The following is a 19,478-nucleotide window of genomic DNA, read 5'->3' as shown; positions in this document are numbered from 1 at the left end:
TCAAAGTACTGTACACGTTTTAGTGTAGCTGGTATAAATTTTGCTTCTTCTCTAACTAAGACAGAGCTAAATTCGACCATTGGTTCATGACAACAATCGCAAGATGAATCATTTGGATGATAATGAACTTCTTCAATTTCTATATGCTCTCCAAATGAATCATTACGTTTTTTATTTGTCTTTTTACGATTAACCGTATAACTAATTGTTTCGGTGCTTTTTTCTTCTGTCTGCTCAGATTCGTTAAAAGACGGATCATCCTCAAATAAAGAACCTTGCCCATCGGGCACTTGGTACTTTGATTTTTCTGATTTGGAACCGTATAAAGCTTTTGTTAATTGACGGACTTGTTCAGTCAACGCTTCAATTTGTTTAAACGATTGATCTAATTTCTGTGTTAATTCTTCATTCTGTCTGTTCGAGTGCGCTAGTTGAGTTTCTAAAAGTTGTATAATCCGTTCATTGTTCATAGAAGCGTTTTCCAAATCATTCACCACATTTCGTTCGGTATGTTGTGGATAATTATACCATTTTATACAAAGTAATTAAAAGACACCTTTTAAAGATTTTGTAATCGCCTTTGGCTGTTGTATAGATAACCCCTCTAATAGCCAGCGCAATTCTTGCTGCGAAAGGTTACGGACTTGTTGCTCATTTTTCGGCCATTGCAGACGACCTTGATCTAACCGCTTGTACAGTAAAGCAAAACCATCGCCATCAAAATAAAGACATTTATAGCAATCTTTGCTTGTACCCGAAAATAAAAAAATAGCATCGCTATATGGATCCAATTCGAATGAATCCTGAACTAAGGCCGCCAGGCCATCAATTCCTTTCCGCATATCCGTTCTGCCACAGACAATATAAATATTTTTTACCTTTGTGAAATCTGTTTTCATTTCAACACCAATCCTTTCAATACGGTTTGGACAAGGTGTGCATCTACGCCATTGAAGAAAGAGATTTCAACTGCTGCTGTTTTAATCACACAGGTTGGCTCGATTTTTTGTTGAGGCGAGGATCCCGGAGGGAGTTCTAAAGGGAGAGGATCTAAATGAACGGGGACGATAATTGGTTTGTTCGTAGACATAATAAAAGCACCTCCATTGATTGATACATTTATCGTATCGGAGATGCCTACAAGATTATATGCGTTATTTGATTACGGGCTTACTATTTAAATAAGAGTGCCTCGTTTGTGACAAATAATTTGGAGCATAAAAAATCTCGAAATCATAGAATGATTTCGAGATTTTTTTACTTTACTATTAATTTTATTGTAATAAAGAAAGAACACCTTGTGGTTGTTGGTTAGCTTGAGCTAACATAGATTGTGCAGCTTGAGTTAAGATGTTATTTTTTGTAAATGACATCATTTGTGCAGCCATATCTGTATCACGGATACGAGATTCAGCAGCTGTTAAGTTTTCAGAAGTTGCACCAAGGTTATTGATTGTGTGCTCTAAACGGTTTTGTACGGCACCTAAATTTGAACGTGTATCAGATACTTTTGTAATTGCTTTATCTAATGTAGTAATCGCTTTATCTGCTGTTTTCTGAGAAGAAATATCTAGACCACCTGTTGTGATGTAATCGCCAGATTTTACTTCTTTTAATAATTCTTTGCCTTGCCCATCTGCATAGAATCCATCTGCTGTTGCTGTAATAGCTTCACGTACTGTAGCGCCATTTGTAAATTTAGCCGAATCTGCGGCACCAGCTGTTGTTGCAGCACCTGTTTTAACATTGAAGTAACCATCAGCTGTTGCTGTAATAGCAGCTGAAATCGTTGCACCAGCTGAGAAGAATGTAGCTGCTTTACCATATACAGTTGCTGTAGCACCTGTTGAAGCAGTTACTATTGTAGCTCCTTCTTCTAAACCAAGTGCTTTTGACGATGTATCGCCAACTGATAATTTGATTGATTGGCTTTGGTTTGCTCCAATGTGGAAGACTTTATCTTGGAAGTCACCATTGATTAATTTTTGTGTGTTAAATTCTGTATCTGTTGAAATACGTGTAACTTCTGAGCGTAATTGTTCTACTTCTTTTTGTAATGATTGACGGTCTGCATCTACGTTTGTATCATTCGCAGATTGTACTGCTAATTCACGCATACGTTGTAAAATTGAGTGTGTTTCGTTAAGTGCACCCTCAGCTGTTTGGATTAATGAAATAGAGTCGTTCGCGTTTTTAGAAGCCATATCTAAACCTGAGATTTGACCACGCATTTTTTCTGAGATAGCAAGACCCGCTGCGTCATCGCCAGCACGGTTGATTTTGAAACCTGAAGCTAATTTTTCTAAGTCTTTTGAAGCTGCTGCTTGGTTTGCACCTAAGTTACGGTGTGTGTTTAATGCAGCAATGTTATGTTGAATTCTCATTGTGAGATTCCTCCCTGAATATGTTTATTTTCCACGTCCCTGTGGAGTTGTTTAGCAGGTGTTCTGCCTTACACTTTATATATCGTAACGGATTTGAAATGTTTAACCTTTTTTTGAAAATTTATTAAAAAAACCTCTCAAATTTTTGAGAGGATTTTTTGTATAGGTTATTCCCAGCTATCAAGCACACGTAAGTCACTCGCTTCAAGCGCCGCTTCGTTTTCTTGCTGAATCGCCTCATACACTTCACGGCGATAAATTTTCATTGCGCGTGGTGCTTCGATGCCAATTTTGACTTGATCGCCATCGACTGACACGATTTTCACTTGAATGTCCTCACCAAGCATCAATGTTTCACCGGGCTTTCGCGTCAATACTAACATTTACTTCGCACTTCCTTCTACTACTTTCTTTAATGGATATCTAAGTAACGCCTCGTCCTCGGCTGGTAAGACAATTTGCTTAGCAAGTTTTGTTTGTTCATTGATGACAATCGGTGCTAATAAGTTAATTGTCGATTGCTCTAATGTATCTTTTAACGTTAAGATGCCGTATACAAACACATCTTCCGGTTTTTCAATTGCAAGCTGCGCCACATCTTCCGGCGCTAAATCAAATGCATAGTCCGCTTTAAACGCATATGGTGTCGCAACCATAAAGCCAACTTGCTCGTTTTTTACAGATTGTAGCACTAAAAATGGTGATGTTTCATTTAACGGAATGAGCGCAAATTGTGTTTCGTCGTGGAATCCTGGAATACCTTCTGGAAACGTAATAATAGCCTCTTCTTTAATTTCTACTGCACCTAAAAATTTCGTTTGAATAATCATCGTTTATCCTCCCTTAATAACCGTCGTTTCAACGGATGCTCGCTGCACAGTCGTACCCGTCACATCCCCTGGCGTGTACTGGCCGCTTACATCTCCTATTTTAACATCAAAACGTGGCTTTTGTGGTGTAATATTTATGTCTAATTTCCCAGGGACATAAGTCGTTTTAACTGCATTCACCGACGGAATCCATTTAATGCCGATACCCGGCTGCGGTGGTTGGGCTACCCGCTCAGCAATCGCCTGCAATTGGTTTTGTCCCCCGGCAATATTCATCATCTGGTCACCCTCACGCGCACGTCTTGCAGTACCCGCCGCAATATCTTGCATGCCTTTTTGCGCAGCCTGATCTGCCGCTTCCATTGGCGTGAAAAGTCCCATATCACGCCATGCTTGTGATTGGTCAATTAGTAGCTTCGCCGCTTTAGAGCTCATTTCAAGAATGGCTGCTGGCTGCTCAATATTCACTTTCGCATTTGTCGTACGCATTTGAAGCTTTGGCTGTGTTGAGTGAATTTCTACTTTTTGGTCTGTCGTTCGAATATCCACACGATCTAGTTTCATAATCCTTCACCTTCCAAAAAACGCCCGCACACAGCGAGCGTTTAACATTTCTTAAAAGAAGTCCCTCTGCCTCTCAGGGCTTTTACAAGCCTCCACTTCAAAAATCATAACATGATTTTAAGTGGTGGGTTATTGACATTAACGAATGAAATCGACTAATGTTTGTTGGATGATACGTCCACCAACTGATAAAGAAGCACGGTGAATTGATTCTTGCGTAATTAAGTTCGTAATCGCTTCCTCGTATTCCACATCTTCTACATTCGATTTTTGTTTTGTTAAGGTTTCTTTTTGTAATGCTAGTCTGTCAGACATCATATCGACGCGGTTTTGCTTCGCACCGACTTCCGCACGATTACTTAAAATCAAATCAATCGAGCCTTGAATCGTCGTATAATTTTTATCGGCCGCTGAGTTTGTACCACCTAATAACGCACCGATTTTTTCACCGTACGTTGCACCATTCACGTCACCTGTTAATACTTGTTCGATTTGTTTAAAAACATCGTCTAACTTACTGAACATCTTTTTCGCTTCAGTCGTATTCACACCTAAGACGATATCATTATAAATTTCAATATTCGCTGCTGACTTCATACCATCTAAATATTGCGGCATTTTTTTCGTTTCTGTTGTTGGTGTACCTGGCGTTGCGGTACCATTTTCATTACCTGTCACATCGTCAATAGATAGCACCGTCGCACCATTTTCATCGACGATATTAATTGGTCCAGTTGCTTGGTTACCATTACCATCTGTCACCGTTGTTACAGGAGGTGTTGCTGCCGTTGTTTTAACCGTTGCTTGTAATACGCCTGCTCCGTCACGATACATTGTGACTGTAGAGCCGTCCTTTTGCATATACGATTCTTTCAGTGCGACTGAATTCCCTGCCCCATCTGTATAGCCTGTTTCTGTCACAGCTGTGTCTACATAGGCCGGTTCATTCGTACGTGTGCCACTAAAAATATAATCATCGCCAACTTTTGTATTCGCCAAATCCTTCATTTCTTCATGGATTTGTTTAATCTCTAGCAGCATTTTCTCACGGTCCACTGTTTGATTCGTATCATTGGCTGCTTGCGTGATCAGTTCTTGCACACGCGTCATCGCTTTTCCTAATGAGTCGAGTGCTGTATCTGTCGTATCTAGCCACTTTGTCGCCGTATCCAAGTTTATATCATACTGTGCATTTTGCGTTAATTGTGTACGATAGTTCATCGCCTTTGTTACGCCTACCGGATCATCTGATGGACGTAAAAGTTTTGAACCTGTTGACAGTTGCTCTTGCCATTGCCCCATTTTATTGTAGCTATTGCCCAAGTTACGCAGCATCGTACTTGACAGCATTGATTGTGTTACGCGCATTTAAACTCCTCCTATAAACCTACTCGGCCCATGCCGTTAATAATTTTATCTAAAATTTCATCGATTGCCGTCATCATACGAGCAGATGCATTATATGCTTGTTGGAACATAATCATATTCGTCATCTCTTCATCTAATGATACCGAGCTGATCGAATCGCGGTTATTGGAAATTGTCAGCTGTAAGGTCGCCGAGTTGTAAGCCATTTTCGTTGACTTCTCACCTTCAGTACCTACTTCCGCAACCATTTTCGAATAGAAGCCACCTGCAGATGTATCATTTAATCCGGCAATTGTCGTTGTTTTTAAATTCGATAGTTTCAGTGCGATATTGCCGTTACCTTCTTCACCGGCTACATCTGAAGCTGCAATTTTATTGAAATCCTTCATTACATCGCTCACTTTAATATTCGCGGCAGTAATCGTCGTACTACCATCTATTGTATCAAAGAAGTTTTCTGCTGGATTCATACTATCTAACGGGTAACCGCTCGTATGAATTTTATTGAATTCCTTCGCAAACTCACCAGCTAACTTATCAAGCTCAGCCAATTTATCGTGGTAGAAGCCTTTTGTAACAGTCGCACCTGCTTCATCTACTGTATAACCGTACGACGTCGCGTAAGAAGCCAATTTTCCTTTATCCATCGACATCGTATTAAACGTAATGCCGTCTGATGTCGTTTGACCTGTCGCAAATTTTACCGATGTAATATTACCTGAGCCGTCCATTTTTGGAGTCACCGTTGTTGTCACACCAGTTGTTGGATCTGTTACTGTAATGACACCTGTTGCTGGGTTAATGGTTCCTGGTGTTGATGGGTCTAAGATGTAATTTCCGCCGCCATCTTTTGTGACGATAAACTCACTTGTGCCATTACTTAATTTTACGCCGCCCGTTGTTGGGTCAGCCGTAACCGTACCATCCACAGCCGTTGATGTAGAGCGTGAAATTTGAATTCCTGAAAATGGCGTATAATTATCGTCATTTCCTACAGCAGCGCCACCTGTAACATCGCCATTTGCATCCATTGTTTGACCTGACATTAACTCCACTCTTGATGCGGTTGATTTACCATATAAATCTTTACCATTTTGCTGTGCACCCGTTTTTTCTGAGCCAACAAGCATCGTTTTACTACCATCTGCCTCCACAAAATAAACATTCATTGCACCTTCTGCATCATCTGTAGCAAGACCGCCTGAATACGTGTTTTCTGTAGAAACCGGCATGTATTGTGATAATTCATCAAGTAATACGTCACGCGCATCATATAAATCATTTGGAATGTAGCCATTTGGCTCTACTTGCTTGATTTGATTATTTAAACCAGCGATTTGCTCTAAAATCGAATTAACTTTATCAACCGTATTTACTGCCTCATGCTTTAAGTTTTTTTGCACTTGCGTCATTTGCTTGTTCATATAATTAAATGACGATGCTAAATGCGAGCCTTTCGTATAAACAACTTGACGTGCCGCTGAATTTTTCGGCGTATTCGCTAACGTTTGCAGCGCTGTATAAAATTCATCGAAGCCAGCGTTTAAGCCATATGTTGAAGGCTCTGCCATAATGTCCTCCATTTGACTAATCGCATCGGTACGCTGTGCCCAGTAACCTAGATTATTCGTTTCTTGACGGAACTGCTTGTCTACGAATGCATCGCGCACACGCGTAATCGATTGACTCGTTACCCCTGTACCTAAATGGCCCGGCATCATCGGCGCATTTCGTCCTATCCCCGGAAAGCCATGTGTCGCCTCTAAATTGACGCGCTGGCGTGTGTAGCCGACCGTATTGGCATTTGAGATATTATGCCCGACTGTGTAAAGTGACGTTTGCTGTGCTGTCAGGCCGCGTTTATTTGTTTCGAGGCCCATAAATGTTGAAATCGCCATGTTCATCCTCCTAAAAAAGTGTTTTGCTACGATTCTGTTCTGTATTTTTCATCGGCTCATCACGCAAAAATTCAAGTGTCTTTTGCATTTTAAGCACAAAAAAAGAGTTCCGCTTGCGGATACCCTTTTAAGCTTGTGAATTAAAGCGACCCGCTGTTGTAGCTGCCGGGTTGCGCTTACCTTGTGCTTCACCGTAATTGAAATTGTCTTGCTGCGGACGCATCATATCAATGGTCATATTGACGACTTGAAGGGAGTTGAACAACAGCTTTTGATTCAATTCATTGGCTTGTTGTAACTGCTCAACCGTCTGGAGTAACTGCTCGCTCGTTTGGCGTAGCTGCGTCTTCTCCTGTGCTGTCGGGACAAGCGCAATCAGCTGCTCGATAGTCGGCTGTGCAGTAGGTGCAACATTGCGCCCTTTCAAATAACTTAGCACCGCTTGCTGACGTTGACTTTCCAATTGAGCGATGGCAGAAATATGCGATTGCTCGTCGTTGATCATGTTCTTAATGCCGTCCATGTCTCCGTTTGTAATCAGCTCGGTTTTATGGTCAGCGAGCTTCACTAAACTTTTATGCATCATATTGAGCTTTGCCATAATCGTATTGATTTGTTCGATCGACATTTATTTTCCTCACTATCTACGGAAGTAGTTTAATAGATCTTGCGCAAGTTTCGTTGAGTCAACTTGGTAAGTTCCATTTTGGATTTGTGCTTTTAACTCAGCCACTCGATCCGTGCGCTCTGTTTCATATGACTTCACACCTTGTAAATCTTTCGCCTGAGTCGAAATCTCAAGTTGGTCTTTAAAATTCAGACTATTTTTTTGCACTTCAGTTGTTTTTAATTGTTGATTTTTATATGGATTAATCGCATTAACACCATAACCTTGAATTTTCATACGTGGAACCTCCTTTTATCATAGTTGTTTATCTTTACCCCTTATTTCGGATGTTCGGGAATGATGTTAAGCAATTTTTGATAAAAGTGTCTGTTCTACTATGAAATGCATGATTAACTAGTACTATTTTCTGTTACAAATTTCAAAACTATTAAAATAGTGCTAGGCTTAACGTTTGCGGTCTGATAAATACGTGCCACGTTCATTTTTTGCGACAGCTTCACGGAACTCGCGCCCTGCCTCAAAAACGTCTAAATCGCGCTGTAAGTCATTCGTGCATTTATCACATAACTTGCCTGTTGTCGTTAAATGACCACAGTTATCGCATGGGTAGCCTAAGTTTGGGAAAAGTGCTGGTTGCAAGCGACCGCGACGCACCCAGCCGTACAATAATTCCTCGGTACAGCCTGTTGCTTCGACGATGCGCTCGACCGTTGCAGCACGATTTTCGCGACGGCGTAAAAAGCGATACACTTCCTCATATTTCTTTTCCTCATCCGCGGCGCAGTTTGCACATACTTCGCGGATACCGTTGTAATTATATAATTGTCCACATGTTGGACAGCCTTTAATTTCGCCCATGTTGTATAGGGCCCCCTTTCACAGCCTTGCTGAGATTAATACGACAACTTCTATATTTATAAAACCATCTTGCTCTAACACTTCTCGCGCATGGCGGATCGTCGTACCAGTCGTCACAATGTCATCGACAAGAACAAGTGGCGTGTCTTTCTTCAATTGTATAGCATTTCTTCTGAACAAAGTAGCGCTTTTTTGACGTTGTTGTTGCGACTTCTGACTTTGCGAATCGCTCGTCGTTTTTTCTAATAAATGCGTGTAGCGTACACCCGCCGCTTCAAGTAACACATCGATATGCGCAAACGTGCGCTCACGCTTCTTGTCAACGTGCATCGGAATCGGCACGACAACCGCACGTTTATAGCGTTTGAATGCTCTCTTTAATTCATCGGCAAAAATGTGCGCAACTACACTATCTTTCGCAAATTTGAAACGATGTAACCATTCTTTCATCGCTTCATTATAAATATATAGGGTATTTATTCCCTCATAGCTGTCCGCGCGTGCTCGCTCAAACTTCGCATAGCAGCGCGCACAAGCCACCCACTTTTTTCGCCTGCAAAATAACCCTTCCCACGTCAGCATCGGATGGATGTCACGCTCACAAAGCACACAGCGCATCTACATCACCACCGCATTCAAGCGCTTGATTTCGCGCCTCGCCACGTCCATGTCACGCGTCACACCATGATGAAAAAACACGATATCGCCCGTCGGCTCATGCTGTGCGCGTCCGACACGACCGCTAATTTGAATGAGCGCACTCGCCGTAAAAATTGCCGACTCAGCCCCAATGACCGCCACTTGCACACGCGGAATCGTAATGCCACGCTCTAAAATGGTCGTCGTCAGTAACCCAGCGACCTCGCCACTGCGCAGCGCCAAAACTTTTTCCTTCCGTTCCTTATCTTCCGCATGTACAGCCGGCACTGAAAAAAGTGCTGCAGCGTGCTCCATCAAGTCAATCGTGCTGAAAAAAATTAAATAAGGCTGTCCTCGCTCCTCACAGCCCATAAGCCAGCGCGCCAGTTTTTTTGGCATACGCCCCATGCGCAGTTGTTTGTCGTAAAACCATAACGACTCAAAACGCGGCACCGGCAAATCATAGCCATGAAAGCGCCGTGGAATAAAGGAATATGCCGCTTCTTTTTCGTATTGTAACTTCGTAGCCGTATCTGGCGTTGCCGTCACAAGTATCGTCACGCCGAGCTTTTTCCGCGCCTTTTGCACCGCTTGCTGTAGCGTCGCATCAAACGTATACGGAAAAGCATCTGCTTCATCGACAAACATCACATCAAACGCATCTTCAAAGCGCAGCAACTGATGCGTTGTCGCAACGATAAACGATGAATACGATAGCTTCTGTTCGGCACCACCATAAAGTGCCTGCACATCAATATTCGGAAACACTTGCTGAAAACGTGGCGCGAGCTCAAGCACGACATCGGTACGCGGCGTGGCGACACAAACGCGTAAGTTTTGCGTCAACGCTTCATAAATCGCCGCAAATAAAATTTCGGTCTTGCCCGCACCACATACCGCATGAATAAGCCGCGATTGGCGCTTTTTGACGCTATCGATCAATTCGCGTGACACGCGCGCCTGCGCTTCTGTAAACTGCCCGTCCCATGCAAACCTCGGCTCTACTACAGCGTCAACGGCCGGCCCAATCCAGCGCACAAGCCAATCACATGACGAAAGACGCCCCATGTTTAAGCAGTGGCGACAATAAACGCAGATTTTGTCGCATTTTGCACAATGATAGCGAATATATGCGTCTGATGACGGACAAAAACAACGCTGACATTGCGGTTTATTGTTCAGCCATTCCACTGCCAAAAACAATTCGAGGTAGCCTTGCCGTTGGACTTGCTCGATCATTTTTTGCTCAAATGGTAGCTGCTCTAGCGGCCAAATTCGCCCGCTTAAAAAGTGTTGTAACGCCTTGCTATCGCCTGTTATCATTGGACATTCTCCTTTTACCATTTTTTGTCCATTGTAGCGATTTTTGCATAAAAAAAAAGCATCTCTAGCAAAAACTAGAAACGCCCCTTTGAGATATTGTTTAGTATTATAACCATTTTAGCCGTTTATAATTACAATGTCACTCATTTTTTATTAATTTCGTTAAAAAATTTGTCGAAATTTAAGTTTCGCCTATTTTTTAGCAAACCAACCCATCGCCAATGCGCCTTCGCCAAGATGGGTACCGATGACTGCACCAAAATACGACGGATGGAACTCGACTGTCGGAAATTCTTCGCGCAGATGATTTAACCAAGCATCGCGCTCTTCTTCACAGTTGCCATGAATAACCGTCGCCTCTAATACGCCGTATTTTGCGACATCTTCAGCCAACATTTCTTCAATGCGTTTTAATGCTTTTTTCTTCGTGCGAATTTTTTCAAACGGCACGATGACTTTATTATCAAAATGAAGAATTGGTTTTACTTGCAGTAGGCTGCCGATCAACGCAGAAGCTGCCGATAAACGACCACCACGTTGAAGATGCGATAAATCATCTACTAAAATAAATTCTTTTTCGGTTTCCTTCATATCCTCTAAATGTGCTAAAATTTCTTTCGCAGACGCACCTGTTTTTGCTAAACGTGCCGCATGAATGGCATACATTCCTTGCATATAGCAAGCAACCTCAGTATCAAAACCATAGACGCTAACATCATCGACCATATCCGCTGCCGCTAGTGCCCCCTGGTATGTACCACTAATGCCACTTGAAAGATGGATTGTGACGATTTCATCATACTCTTTTGCAAGGCGCTCAAATAGCTCGACAAATTTACCGATCGGCGGCTGTGTAGATGTTGGTAATTTTTTGCCGCCACGAATTTTATCATAAAAGGCATCCGCCGTTAAGTTTACTTCTTCTTCATATGTATCGCCGTTAATTACAACGCTCAGCGGCACCATATGAATATTATATTTTTCAAGCTCGTCCTTTGGGATATAGGCCGTGCTGTCTGTTACGATTGCAGTTGCCATATTTTTCTTGTCACTCCTCTACATATACTCTACATTTTATTCAATTCTGTATGAAAAGGCAAATAACATATGACATTTAACACTTTTCAAATATGTATTAATTGGCATGTAAAAAGGAACCGCGCACAATGCACGATTCCTTTTTACTAGCAGGATAACGCCTATTACCTACTGATTACATGGTGCTAGCGTACTTCTACCCAACCGTTTTTAATGGCTGTTACAACGGCTTGTGTACGGTCATTTACATTCATTTTTTGTAGAATGCTTGATACGTGGTTTTTAACCGTTTTTTCAGAAATATATAACGTTTCACCGATTGCACGATTTGATTGGCCATCCGTTAACAGTTGTAGTACTTCGCATTCACGTTTTGTTAATAAGTGGAATGGACGACGAATTTCTGTTTGGTGGAATGAACCTTTATTTTCACGTTCGCTTAAGCGACGGTATTCAGCTACTAGATTTTTTGTAATTTTTGGATGTAAATACGAGCCGCCAGCTGCAACAATTTTAATTGCATCGACGATTTCATCCGCATCCATTTCTTTTAGCATATAGCCTAACGCACCAGATTTTAATGCGTGAGACACATATGATTCATCATCATGAATTGAAAGAATGATTACTTTCGCATCAGGATATTTTTCGATTAGCTCTGCAGTTGCTTCCACACCATTTTTTTGTGGCATGTTAATGTCCATTAACACAACATCTGGTTGGAATTCTTCATATAGAGGTAATGTATCGATTCCGTCATCACCTTCTGCTACTACTTCAAATGTATCTTCGAAATCTAAAATACGTTTTACGCCTTCACGGAATAATTGGTGATCGTCAATAATAATAATTTTTGTCATAATAAATTTCCTCCTCAAGTACATCTACAAAAGGTTATGTTCACTTTTTAATGGGGATTTTAAACATAATTCTCGTGCCTTGTCCGATTTCGGACTGTATATCCATAGTACCATCTAATAAATCTACGCGCTCTTTCATGCCGATAATTCCGAATGAATTTTTTTTAGCTAGCGCTGTATCAAAGCCTGTACCATTATCCTTTATAGAAATATTAACATTTTCTTTCAGCCATTCAAAGTTCACGCGGATTTCTTTTGAAGAACCGTGCTTAACTGCGTTATTTACGCACTCTTGTACGAGTCTGAAGATGGCTGTTTCGTAATTCATGGGCATGCGTCGATCTTCACCGCGCGAATTGAATTCAATATAGGTTCCTTCATTGTAATCTTGTACGGAATTCAAATATTTTTTCAATGTTGGCACGATTCCTAAATCGTCTAGTGCCATTGGGCGTAAGTCATAAATAATGCGACGAACCTCATGCAACGTGTCACGAACCATCCCTTTTAAATCGCGCAACTCTTGAATGGCGCGTTCTACGCCTTTTTCATCATAAGAGCGTGTAATCAAATCGGTGCGAAGTAGCACATTGGCTAACATCTGTGCAGGGCCATCATGCACTTCGCGTGAGATGCGTTTACGCTCTTCTTCTTGCGCTTCGATTACGCGAATCGCAAAATCTTCTTTCATTTTGGCATTTTCTAAGGCAGGACCGACATCTTTTAAATCTTCCGTTAAATAGTTCAGCACAACGTTGACTTGGTTGACAAGCTGATTGGCTTTATCAATCGTATCGAGAAGTCCCCTCATACGGCGCTCTAAGTCATCGCGACGTTCGCGCAATAATTTTTCTTCTGATTGAACAACTGAGTGTCGAATTTGGAACGTGTTCGCAGCATTGTACGCTTGATGCACTTGTTCCTCTGAGTAGACGTGAAAGTTTTGCGAAACCTCAGCCAGTCTAACTCTAGCTTGCTTTACTTGAACTTCTAGCATATCATTTTCTTGTATAATGTCTTGCAATTTAATACGTACAATACCTAGCTCTAACTTCATTTCTTCAAAAGATTGACGTGATTGTTCGCTAATTGTGAAAATATCATTTTTTGACGAATCAATCGTTTCGACCATACGATTAAAAATCTTGTCTAAAGCTTGAATGTCAATCTTATTTCCTTTAACCATACTTAATACTCCTCACAATGCATACTCTTTAGAATAGCATGTATTTTGTAGTACTGACATCAAAAATCTAAAATTCTTTACAATAATTATACCATTATTGTGATAAAAGCATATAAAAAACGGATGTTAAATAAATGACAAATGTATCAGTTATATTATTTTTTTACTAGGAGAATCAAATGAGAGCAAATTACCTAACATTAAAATCCCATGGAATTGGTGAAATCATTATTTCAAAGTCTCGTTTTATCGCCAATTGCGCGCGTGTTGAAACCGAGGAACAGGCGCAAGCATTTATTGAAACCATTAAAAAAGAACACCGTAGCGCGACCCATAACTGTTCCGCCTACCTTATTGGTGAGCATGACCAAATTCAAAAAGCGAACGATGACGGTGAGCCAAGTGGCACAGCTGGTGTCCCTATATTAGAAGTGTTAAAGAAACAGCATTTAAAAGACACTGTAGTAGTTGTTACCCGTTACTTTGGGGGTATTAAACTTGGTGCAGGTGGATTAGTCCGTGCCTACGGAAAATCAGCAACCGTCGGCATTGATGCCTCTGGTGTTGTTGAACGCAAACTACACAATAAGCTAAAAGTAAGCGCTGATTATACGTGGCTTGGGAAATTAGAAAATGAACTGCGCAATTCGAGCTATCTTTTAGACCACATCGATTATGCCGACGATGTGCAATTCACCGTACTTGTGCCTACAGAACACGATGCCACTTTCCATTCTTGGATGACGGATCTGTCAAATGGACAAACAGAAATCGTACAACTTGAGCAGCTATTTTTAGAGTTTGACCATGCTTAAAATTCGTTTTACGGATTTCTTATTGCATAGTATAATAATATCCGTTGTATAAATAGGAAGCATTTTTAGAATTTTTAAATATCTTCTCTACAAAAGGAGCTTGACTATATGCCAGAGAACAATAAGGGCACAAGGCAGCAAGCCCCAAGACGCCCCTCATCTTCAGAAGTGAGACCAAAATCTCATGCAAAGTCACGCGCGACAAAAAAACAAGAGCGCGTAGAGAAAAAACCGCAAAAAGAACCTGGTGGCTGTCTATGGAAAATCTTGCTTGTTGTCTTAATTTTGTTATTGGCGTTCGGTGGCTCATACATTTATTACCTCATGCATACAGGTAAAAAAGCAGCCGAAAACGCTTATGTCGCTGATTCTCGTACAAAATCCGAACTTCGCGATGAAAGCGTTCAACCATTAACAGACAATATTTCCATTATGATCGTCGGTATTGACGATAGTGAAAAACGTAACCAAGGCGAAGGCAATTCACGCTCGGATGCCTTGCTTGTCGCAACATTAAACAACAAAGAAAAATCGATTAAGTTGCTAAGTATTCCTCGCGATTCTTACGCTTATATTCCTGAGGTTGGCTACAAAGACAAAATTACACATGCCCATGCATACGGCGGCATTGATGCAACACGCGACACCGTTGAAGGTCTGCTGAATGTCCCAATCGATTACTACTTCCGCGTCAACTTTGATGCCTTTATCGAAATCGTTGATGCGCTAGGTGGCGTTACAGTCGATGTACCTTATGAAATCAATGAGCTTGATGAAAACGATAAACGTACAGTGCACTTAATGCCTGGTACACAAGAAGTAAACGGTCGTGAAGCTTTAGCGCTCGCTCGTACGCGCCATCAAGATAGCGACGTTGAACGTGGCAAACGTCAACAAATGATTTTAGAAGCTATTGCCGCTAAAGCAACGTCGGTGACATCGTTCACAAAATATGACAAAGTTTTAAAAGCTGTCGGCAACAATATGCAAACAGATATGACTTTCGATGAAATGAAATCATTATTTGCTTACTTACAAAACGGGATGCCGGATATCGAGTCCCTATCAATTAAAGGCTTTGATGATATGTCGACCGGTATTTATTATTATAAGTTGCAAGATGAGAACTTGTTAGCAACACGCCAAATCTTACAAAAACATCTCGGCTTATTAGTTGATACACAACTTGAGCTATCTGAAGACGAAAAAGAGTATATGAATGGTTCATCCGACACTACAGATACGAGTGAAGATAACACCGGATTCCAAAGTGATTATAATCGTTCAAGTTCTGGTAGTAGTTATTAGCAAATAGCGAAAGAATCGTGCACCGCGCGATTCTTTTTTTGTGGTTAGATCAGAGCTATTAGAAATCGCTCATCACGTCAAGGAGCGTGTTTTCGATACAACATATTATTGAATATGCGCCAACACTACGTGAATAGCCCTAGAAAAAAGCGAATCATTTGCGCATCATTGTCATTTTCTAAAATAATTACTACAACATTGGCGATAGTTACAACAACTTCACAACAAGCCCCTACAAAAACGGGACAAAAAATGCCCGTTAGAGGCGAAATATTGACCCTTTTTCACATATTAGCGGGCATTTTTACGCTGCCGCTCTACAATCTACTACCGCGCCGTGTCGCATTTTTGATTTTTTTGAATAAATGACAGCAAAGTCGTGCAAGCAATAATTTTTGTGTTGAAACTGCCCGTCAGAGACGCCAAACGGGGTGTTTTTGAACGTTTTTAGCCAAAAACAGTCCCATTTGATTGCTTAAAAATGATAATGATTTATGTTTTAATAGTAAATAAAAATTTACGTTGACAGCTTTTCGCACGATGCTTACTAAAACGGCGATTTTCTATGCGAGAATAGCCCCTATTTAGCACTTATTTTTAAATATGTCGTATCAAAAACACGCTCCTTGACGTGACGAGCCATTTCTGAGAGCTCTGACGTAACAGCATACAAAAAAGAAGGATGACTAACAAAAAATTAGTCATCCTTCTTTTTTACTTTTTTTTTACGAGTTTTAGTAATGGTTTGTAGCGATTACCAGCAAGCCCAATCACTTCAACGAAAATTTCAAGCGCCACCAGCAAGATGACAATTAATAAAATTGCGCCCCACAGCTTTGCCATTGAGAAGATGACTGCAGCTAAGCCAAACATTGCGGCAATGCCATAAATAATGACGACCGTTTGACGATGTGTAAAGCCGATGTTTAGTAAACGGTGATGTAAATGGGATTTATCTGGTTGAAACGGTGGCTGCTTATTCAATAAGCGGCGCACGATGGCGAAAAAAGTATCGGAGATTGGTACGCCAAGCATAACGATTGGAATAACGAGCGATACGAATGTAACGTTTTTAAAGCCAAGTAATGCGAGCACCGAAATCATAAAGCCGAGGAACAATGCCCCGGTATCGCCCATAAAAATTTTTGCAGGATTAAAATTGTAAAATAAAAAGCCGATGCAGCTTACAGCGAGCACTAAAGCCATCACGAGCACAAACGTGTTGCCCATAATGAAGGCCATCGCCGCGAGTGTCACAAGCGCGATTGTCGATACCCCTGCTGCTAAGCCATCTAACCCATCGATTAAATTGATGGCGTTTGTAATACCAACGATCCAAATAAGCGTTAATGGGATGCTTAAGTAGCCAAAGTCTAAGACCCCACCAAACGGCAAGTTAATAAAATCAATTTGAATACCGCCAAAGAAAATGACGATTGCCGCAGCTACTGTTTGGCCTAAAAATTTTGCCTTTGCAGATAGCTCGAGCATATCATCAACAACGCCGGTTATAATGACGATAAAAGCACCAATTAAAATCGGTACCATCGCTTCATTTGTCGGACGTAAAATCAAAACGGCAACAAGGAAGGCTAGGAAGATGGCTAAGCCACCTAAGCGCGGCATGATTTTCGCATGCACTTTACGATAGTTCGGCTTATCAACTGCGCCTACTCGAAAGGCCAGTTTTTTCACAAGAGGTGTGAGAATAATGGATGCGATAAATGCCGCCGCCAATGACAGGTAAAACATACCTTATCGTATCTCCTTTCCTTCTATTTAAATTAAGTTATTTACATTTCTTGAAAGGTTTCATCTATTATATCAATACTATGTGTACAATTTTTTCATAAACCATGTTGTATTATATCACGATTTACGTCTATAGAACACTTCTCAGCCAAACAGAAAAACGCCCTCAACATAGGTGAGAACGTTTCATCGAGCGTTTAGTTGCCACTAACTCGCCACTTTTTCAGTGTTTCGTATCATTTTTGTATCATTTTCGAGGCCGATATCAAAATGCCCAATCGATTGGCGCATCACGAGTGTTTGTTCATATGTTTGATGAACGAGTGCACTAAGCCGCGCTATGGTTGCTTTATGATGCTGCAGGTTATGTAACGTACTCGACAATTCGGCGCTGTTTTGTGTAATCGTATCATTGAGCTGCTCGATATGATGCACCGCCTTTTTCTTGCCTTCATCGACGTGTTGCATCGTGTGGAGCATTGCCGTAAAGTGCGCCGTATTTTCCTCAATATTCGCTTGTGCTGTCTGCAACTCTTCAGCCGTTTTATCAACATACAACACCGTTTCATCAGCCATCGCAACGCCATGCGTAAATGCGTTCGCAAGCGCCGTACTCTGCCCTTTAATTTGCGTCGAAATCAGCTGGATTTGCGTCGCCGCTTCATTCGTTTCATCAGCTAAATTGCGCACTTCGCTTGCGACAACCGCAAAGCCGCGCCCCTGCTCACCCGCACGCGCCGCTTCGATTTCTGCATTTAATGCCAGTAGCTGCGTCTGCTTTGAAATAGCACCGACAAGCGTTGTCACACGCGTAATGTGATCGATGCGCTCCTCTAATAGTGCGCGTTCGGCGTTCGCCGTCGCTAGCAGCTGCTGTAATTCATGCATCGCCGCTACGACTTGCTGCATCGAGCCTTCCCCTTGTAAAATCGCTTCCTCTGAGCGCCGCGCACCGCTTGAAGCATCATTCATCATCTGCATCATTTGTTGTAATTCAGACGAAAACTGCGTAATAAACGCGACGATAGCTTGCGACGCCTGTGCTTGTTCGGCAGAGTTGTCATGCGCCTGATGAACGCGGGCATCCATTTGCTGTGATAGCTCGACCGTTTCTAGCGTGCAGTCGCGTAAATCACGCGTATGATTCGAAATCTCCCGCGACGTCTCATCAATGAGTACAATCATGCCTTGCAACTGTTTTTTCATATTGTTCATCGCATCGCTCAACTCCCCGACTTCATCACTTGAATACGCCTGCAAATCGTTCTGTTCTAGGTTCCCATCTGCAATCGTTCGCGCAGCATCGGCCATATCCGTTAGTTGCGTTTTAATTTGACGATTTGTAAAAAGTAAAATAATAGAAGAAACACTAATGCCGATGAATAGTGCGGCAACGATAATCCACATCGTGCGCTGCTGCATCGCTTGCATTTTAGTAATTAACGTCGTATGCTCGATAGATTTTTTTGCACTTTGCTCATTCAAGATTTGTTCAATTGCTTCATTTGAAGCGTACACTGAATTCAATTGGCGGCGCTTGGCGATATTATCCTTTTTTGCAACAGACGTTTTTAAACGTTTTTCATATAATTCTTCAATTCGTGACAAGTGCTGTTCGATAAATTGGCGCTGTTGCTGCGGCAAAAAGGCTAATTGTTGTTGTCCTTTTTCAAGCGCTGCCTTTGCTTGTTTATAATCCTCATCATGCTGCGGTAGTGGATCTGCTGTATAATGAGAAATTGCTATGTACATCGATGACAGTTGTTTTGAAAACTGTTCTAAGTCCGTTATTTCAGTAGACAATGTAGCTAATTTTTCTGAACGTTGACCATTTGTTTGCAATTGAACGACTAACACGATGGTCATCAACGCAAATAGGATAAACGTTACACCTGTAGCTAATAAATATTTAGACCTAAGCGGCAAAGCTAGCCATTTCTGAGTCATGAGAGCGCCTCCTTCAGACCTAATTTAGCACAAAATGCAATATATAGGCTTGCTATTACAAACTCTTAACGCGATATTTA

21 protein-coding genes are annotated in these 19,478 nt (G+C 41.5%); 2 read left to right on the top strand and 19 right to left on the bottom strand.

The features are described 5' to 3' along the window. The 17 genes from V514_RS18715 to V514_RS0101750 all read right to left on the bottom strand — a co-directional run. Window positions 1-470: IS66 family transposase (locus tag V514_RS18715; RefSeq protein WP_035944139.1), on the bottom strand; the 470-nt coding region annotated here is incomplete at its 3' end. 75 nt (window positions 471-545) lie between these two features. Beyond that, window positions 546-899, bottom strand: a complete 354-nt coding sequence (gene tnpB, locus V514_RS0101825; protein WP_029497975.1) for an IS66 family insertion sequence element accessory protein TnpB — start codon at window positions 897-899, stop codon at window positions 546-548. After that, window positions 896-1,090, bottom strand: a complete 195-nt coding sequence (locus tag V514_RS0101820) for a hypothetical protein (protein WP_029497974.1) — start codon at window positions 1,088-1,090, stop codon at window positions 896-898. Before V514_RS0101820 ends, tnpB begins: the two co-directional genes overlap by 4 nt. A 184-nt stretch (window positions 1,091-1,274) precedes the next feature. Further along, a complete protein-coding gene (locus V514_RS0101815; RefSeq protein ID WP_029497973.1) occupies window positions 1,275-2,384 on the bottom strand; it encodes a flagellin N-terminal helical domain-containing protein in 1,110 nt (369 codons plus the stop codon). Window positions 2,385-2,551: 167 nt separating this feature from the next. After that, entirely contained in the window at window positions 2,552-2,767 is a 216-nt protein-coding gene (gene csrA, locus V514_RS0101810) for a carbon storage regulator CsrA (protein WP_029497972.1), read from the bottom strand. After that, window positions 2,768-3,214, bottom strand: coding sequence for a flagellar assembly protein FliW (fliW, locus tag V514_RS0101805; RefSeq protein ID WP_029497971.1), 447 nt, complete (start codon window positions 3,212-3,214; stop codon window positions 2,768-2,770). It lies immediately after the preceding gene. A 3-nt stretch (window positions 3,215-3,217) separates the two neighbouring features. After that, entirely contained in the window at window positions 3,218-3,778 is a 561-nt protein-coding gene (locus V514_RS0101800; protein ID WP_029497970.1) for a DUF6470 family protein, read from the bottom strand. A gap of 138 nt (window positions 3,779-3,916) precedes the next feature. Next, window positions 3,917-5,146 carry a flagellar hook-associated protein FlgL gene (gene flgL, locus V514_RS19905; RefSeq protein WP_029497969.1) on the bottom strand — a complete coding sequence of 410 codons (1,230 nt, stop codon included), beginning with the start codon at window positions 5,144-5,146 and terminating at the stop codon, window positions 3,917-3,919. An 11-nt stretch (window positions 5,147-5,157) separates the two neighbouring features. After that, the gene (flgK, locus tag V514_RS0101790; RefSeq protein WP_029497968.1) at window positions 5,158-7,044 is read right to left on the bottom strand and encodes a flagellar hook-associated protein FlgK; all 1,887 of its coding nucleotides are present in this window, start codon (window positions 7,042-7,044) and stop codon (window positions 5,158-5,160) included. Window positions 7,045-7,171: 127 nt separating this feature from the next. Beyond that, window positions 7,172-7,672 carry a flagellar protein FlgN gene (locus tag V514_RS0101785; protein WP_029497967.1) on the bottom strand — a complete coding sequence of 167 codons (501 nt, stop codon included), beginning with the start codon at window positions 7,670-7,672 and terminating at the stop codon, window positions 7,172-7,174. Window positions 7,673-7,684: 12 nt separating this feature from the next. After that, entirely contained in the window at window positions 7,685-7,948 is a 264-nt protein-coding gene (flgM, locus tag V514_RS0101780; RefSeq protein WP_029497966.1) for a flagellar biosynthesis anti-sigma factor FlgM, read from the bottom strand. A 168-nt stretch (window positions 7,949-8,116) separates the two neighbouring features. After that, on the bottom strand, window positions 8,117-8,530 hold the full coding sequence (locus V514_RS0101775) for a TIGR03826 family flagellar region protein (protein ID WP_029497965.1): 414 nt from the start codon (window positions 8,528-8,530) through the stop codon (window positions 8,117-8,119). Window positions 8,531-8,548: 18 nt separating this feature from the next. After that, window positions 8,549-9,148, bottom strand: coding sequence for an amidophosphoribosyltransferase (locus tag V514_RS0101770; RefSeq protein ID WP_029497964.1), 600 nt, complete (start codon window positions 9,146-9,148; stop codon window positions 8,549-8,551). After that, window positions 9,149-10,492, bottom strand: coding sequence for a DEAD/DEAH box helicase (locus tag V514_RS0101765; RefSeq protein ID WP_029497963.1), 1,344 nt, complete (start codon window positions 10,490-10,492; stop codon window positions 9,149-9,151). It abuts the gene before it with no gap. Window positions 10,493-10,684: 192 nt separating this feature from the next. After that, window positions 10,685-11,530 (bottom strand): DegV family protein, encoded by an 846-nt coding sequence (locus V514_RS0101760; RefSeq protein ID WP_029497961.1) that lies wholly within the window; start codon window positions 11,528-11,530, stop codon window positions 10,685-10,687. Window positions 11,531-11,715: 185 nt separating this feature from the next. Next, window positions 11,716-12,390, bottom strand: coding sequence for a response regulator (locus tag V514_RS0101755; protein ID WP_029497960.1), 675 nt, complete (start codon window positions 12,388-12,390; stop codon window positions 11,716-11,718). Between the two features lie 40 nt (window positions 12,391-12,430). Beyond that, window positions 12,431-13,576, bottom strand: coding sequence for a sensor histidine kinase (locus tag V514_RS0101750; RefSeq protein ID WP_029497959.1), 1,146 nt, complete (start codon window positions 13,574-13,576; stop codon window positions 12,431-12,433). Between the two features lie 179 nt (window positions 13,577-13,755). On the opposite strand from V514_RS0101750, the gene V514_RS0101745 reads away from it, so the two are divergent. Then, window positions 13,756-14,391: a YigZ family protein gene (locus tag V514_RS0101745; RefSeq protein WP_029497957.1), complete on the top strand. Its 636-nt coding sequence runs from the start codon at window positions 13,756-13,758 to the stop codon at window positions 14,389-14,391. Window positions 14,392-14,499: 108 nt separating this feature from the next. After that, on the top strand, window positions 14,500-15,699 hold the full coding sequence (locus V514_RS0101740; protein ID WP_029497956.1) for an LCP family protein: 1,200 nt from the start codon (window positions 14,500-14,502) through the stop codon (window positions 15,697-15,699). A 714-nt stretch (window positions 15,700-16,413) separates the two neighbouring features. Here V514_RS0101740 and V514_RS0101735 read toward each other — a convergent pair. Both V514_RS0101735 and V514_RS0101730 read right to left on the bottom strand, forming a co-directional pair. Next, complete coding sequence (locus tag V514_RS0101735) at window positions 16,414-17,451, bottom strand: glycosyltransferase family 4 protein (protein WP_029497954.1); 1,038 nt, start codon at window positions 17,449-17,451, stop codon at window positions 16,414-16,416. 207 nt (window positions 17,452-17,658) lie between these two features. Then, a complete protein-coding gene (locus tag V514_RS0101730) occupies window positions 17,659-19,398 on the bottom strand; it encodes a methyl-accepting chemotaxis protein (RefSeq protein WP_029497953.1) in 1,740 nt (579 codons plus the stop codon). Window positions 19,399-19,478: the final 80 nt, after the last annotated feature.

This window comes from Kurthia huakuii LAM0618, assembly GCF_000505545.1.
GTDB lineage: Bacteria > Bacillota > Bacilli > Bacillales_A > Planococcaceae > Kurthia > Kurthia huakuii.
The sequence above is the reverse complement of the archived record's forward strand: the minus strand, read 5'-3'. Positions and strand labels throughout refer to the sequence as shown.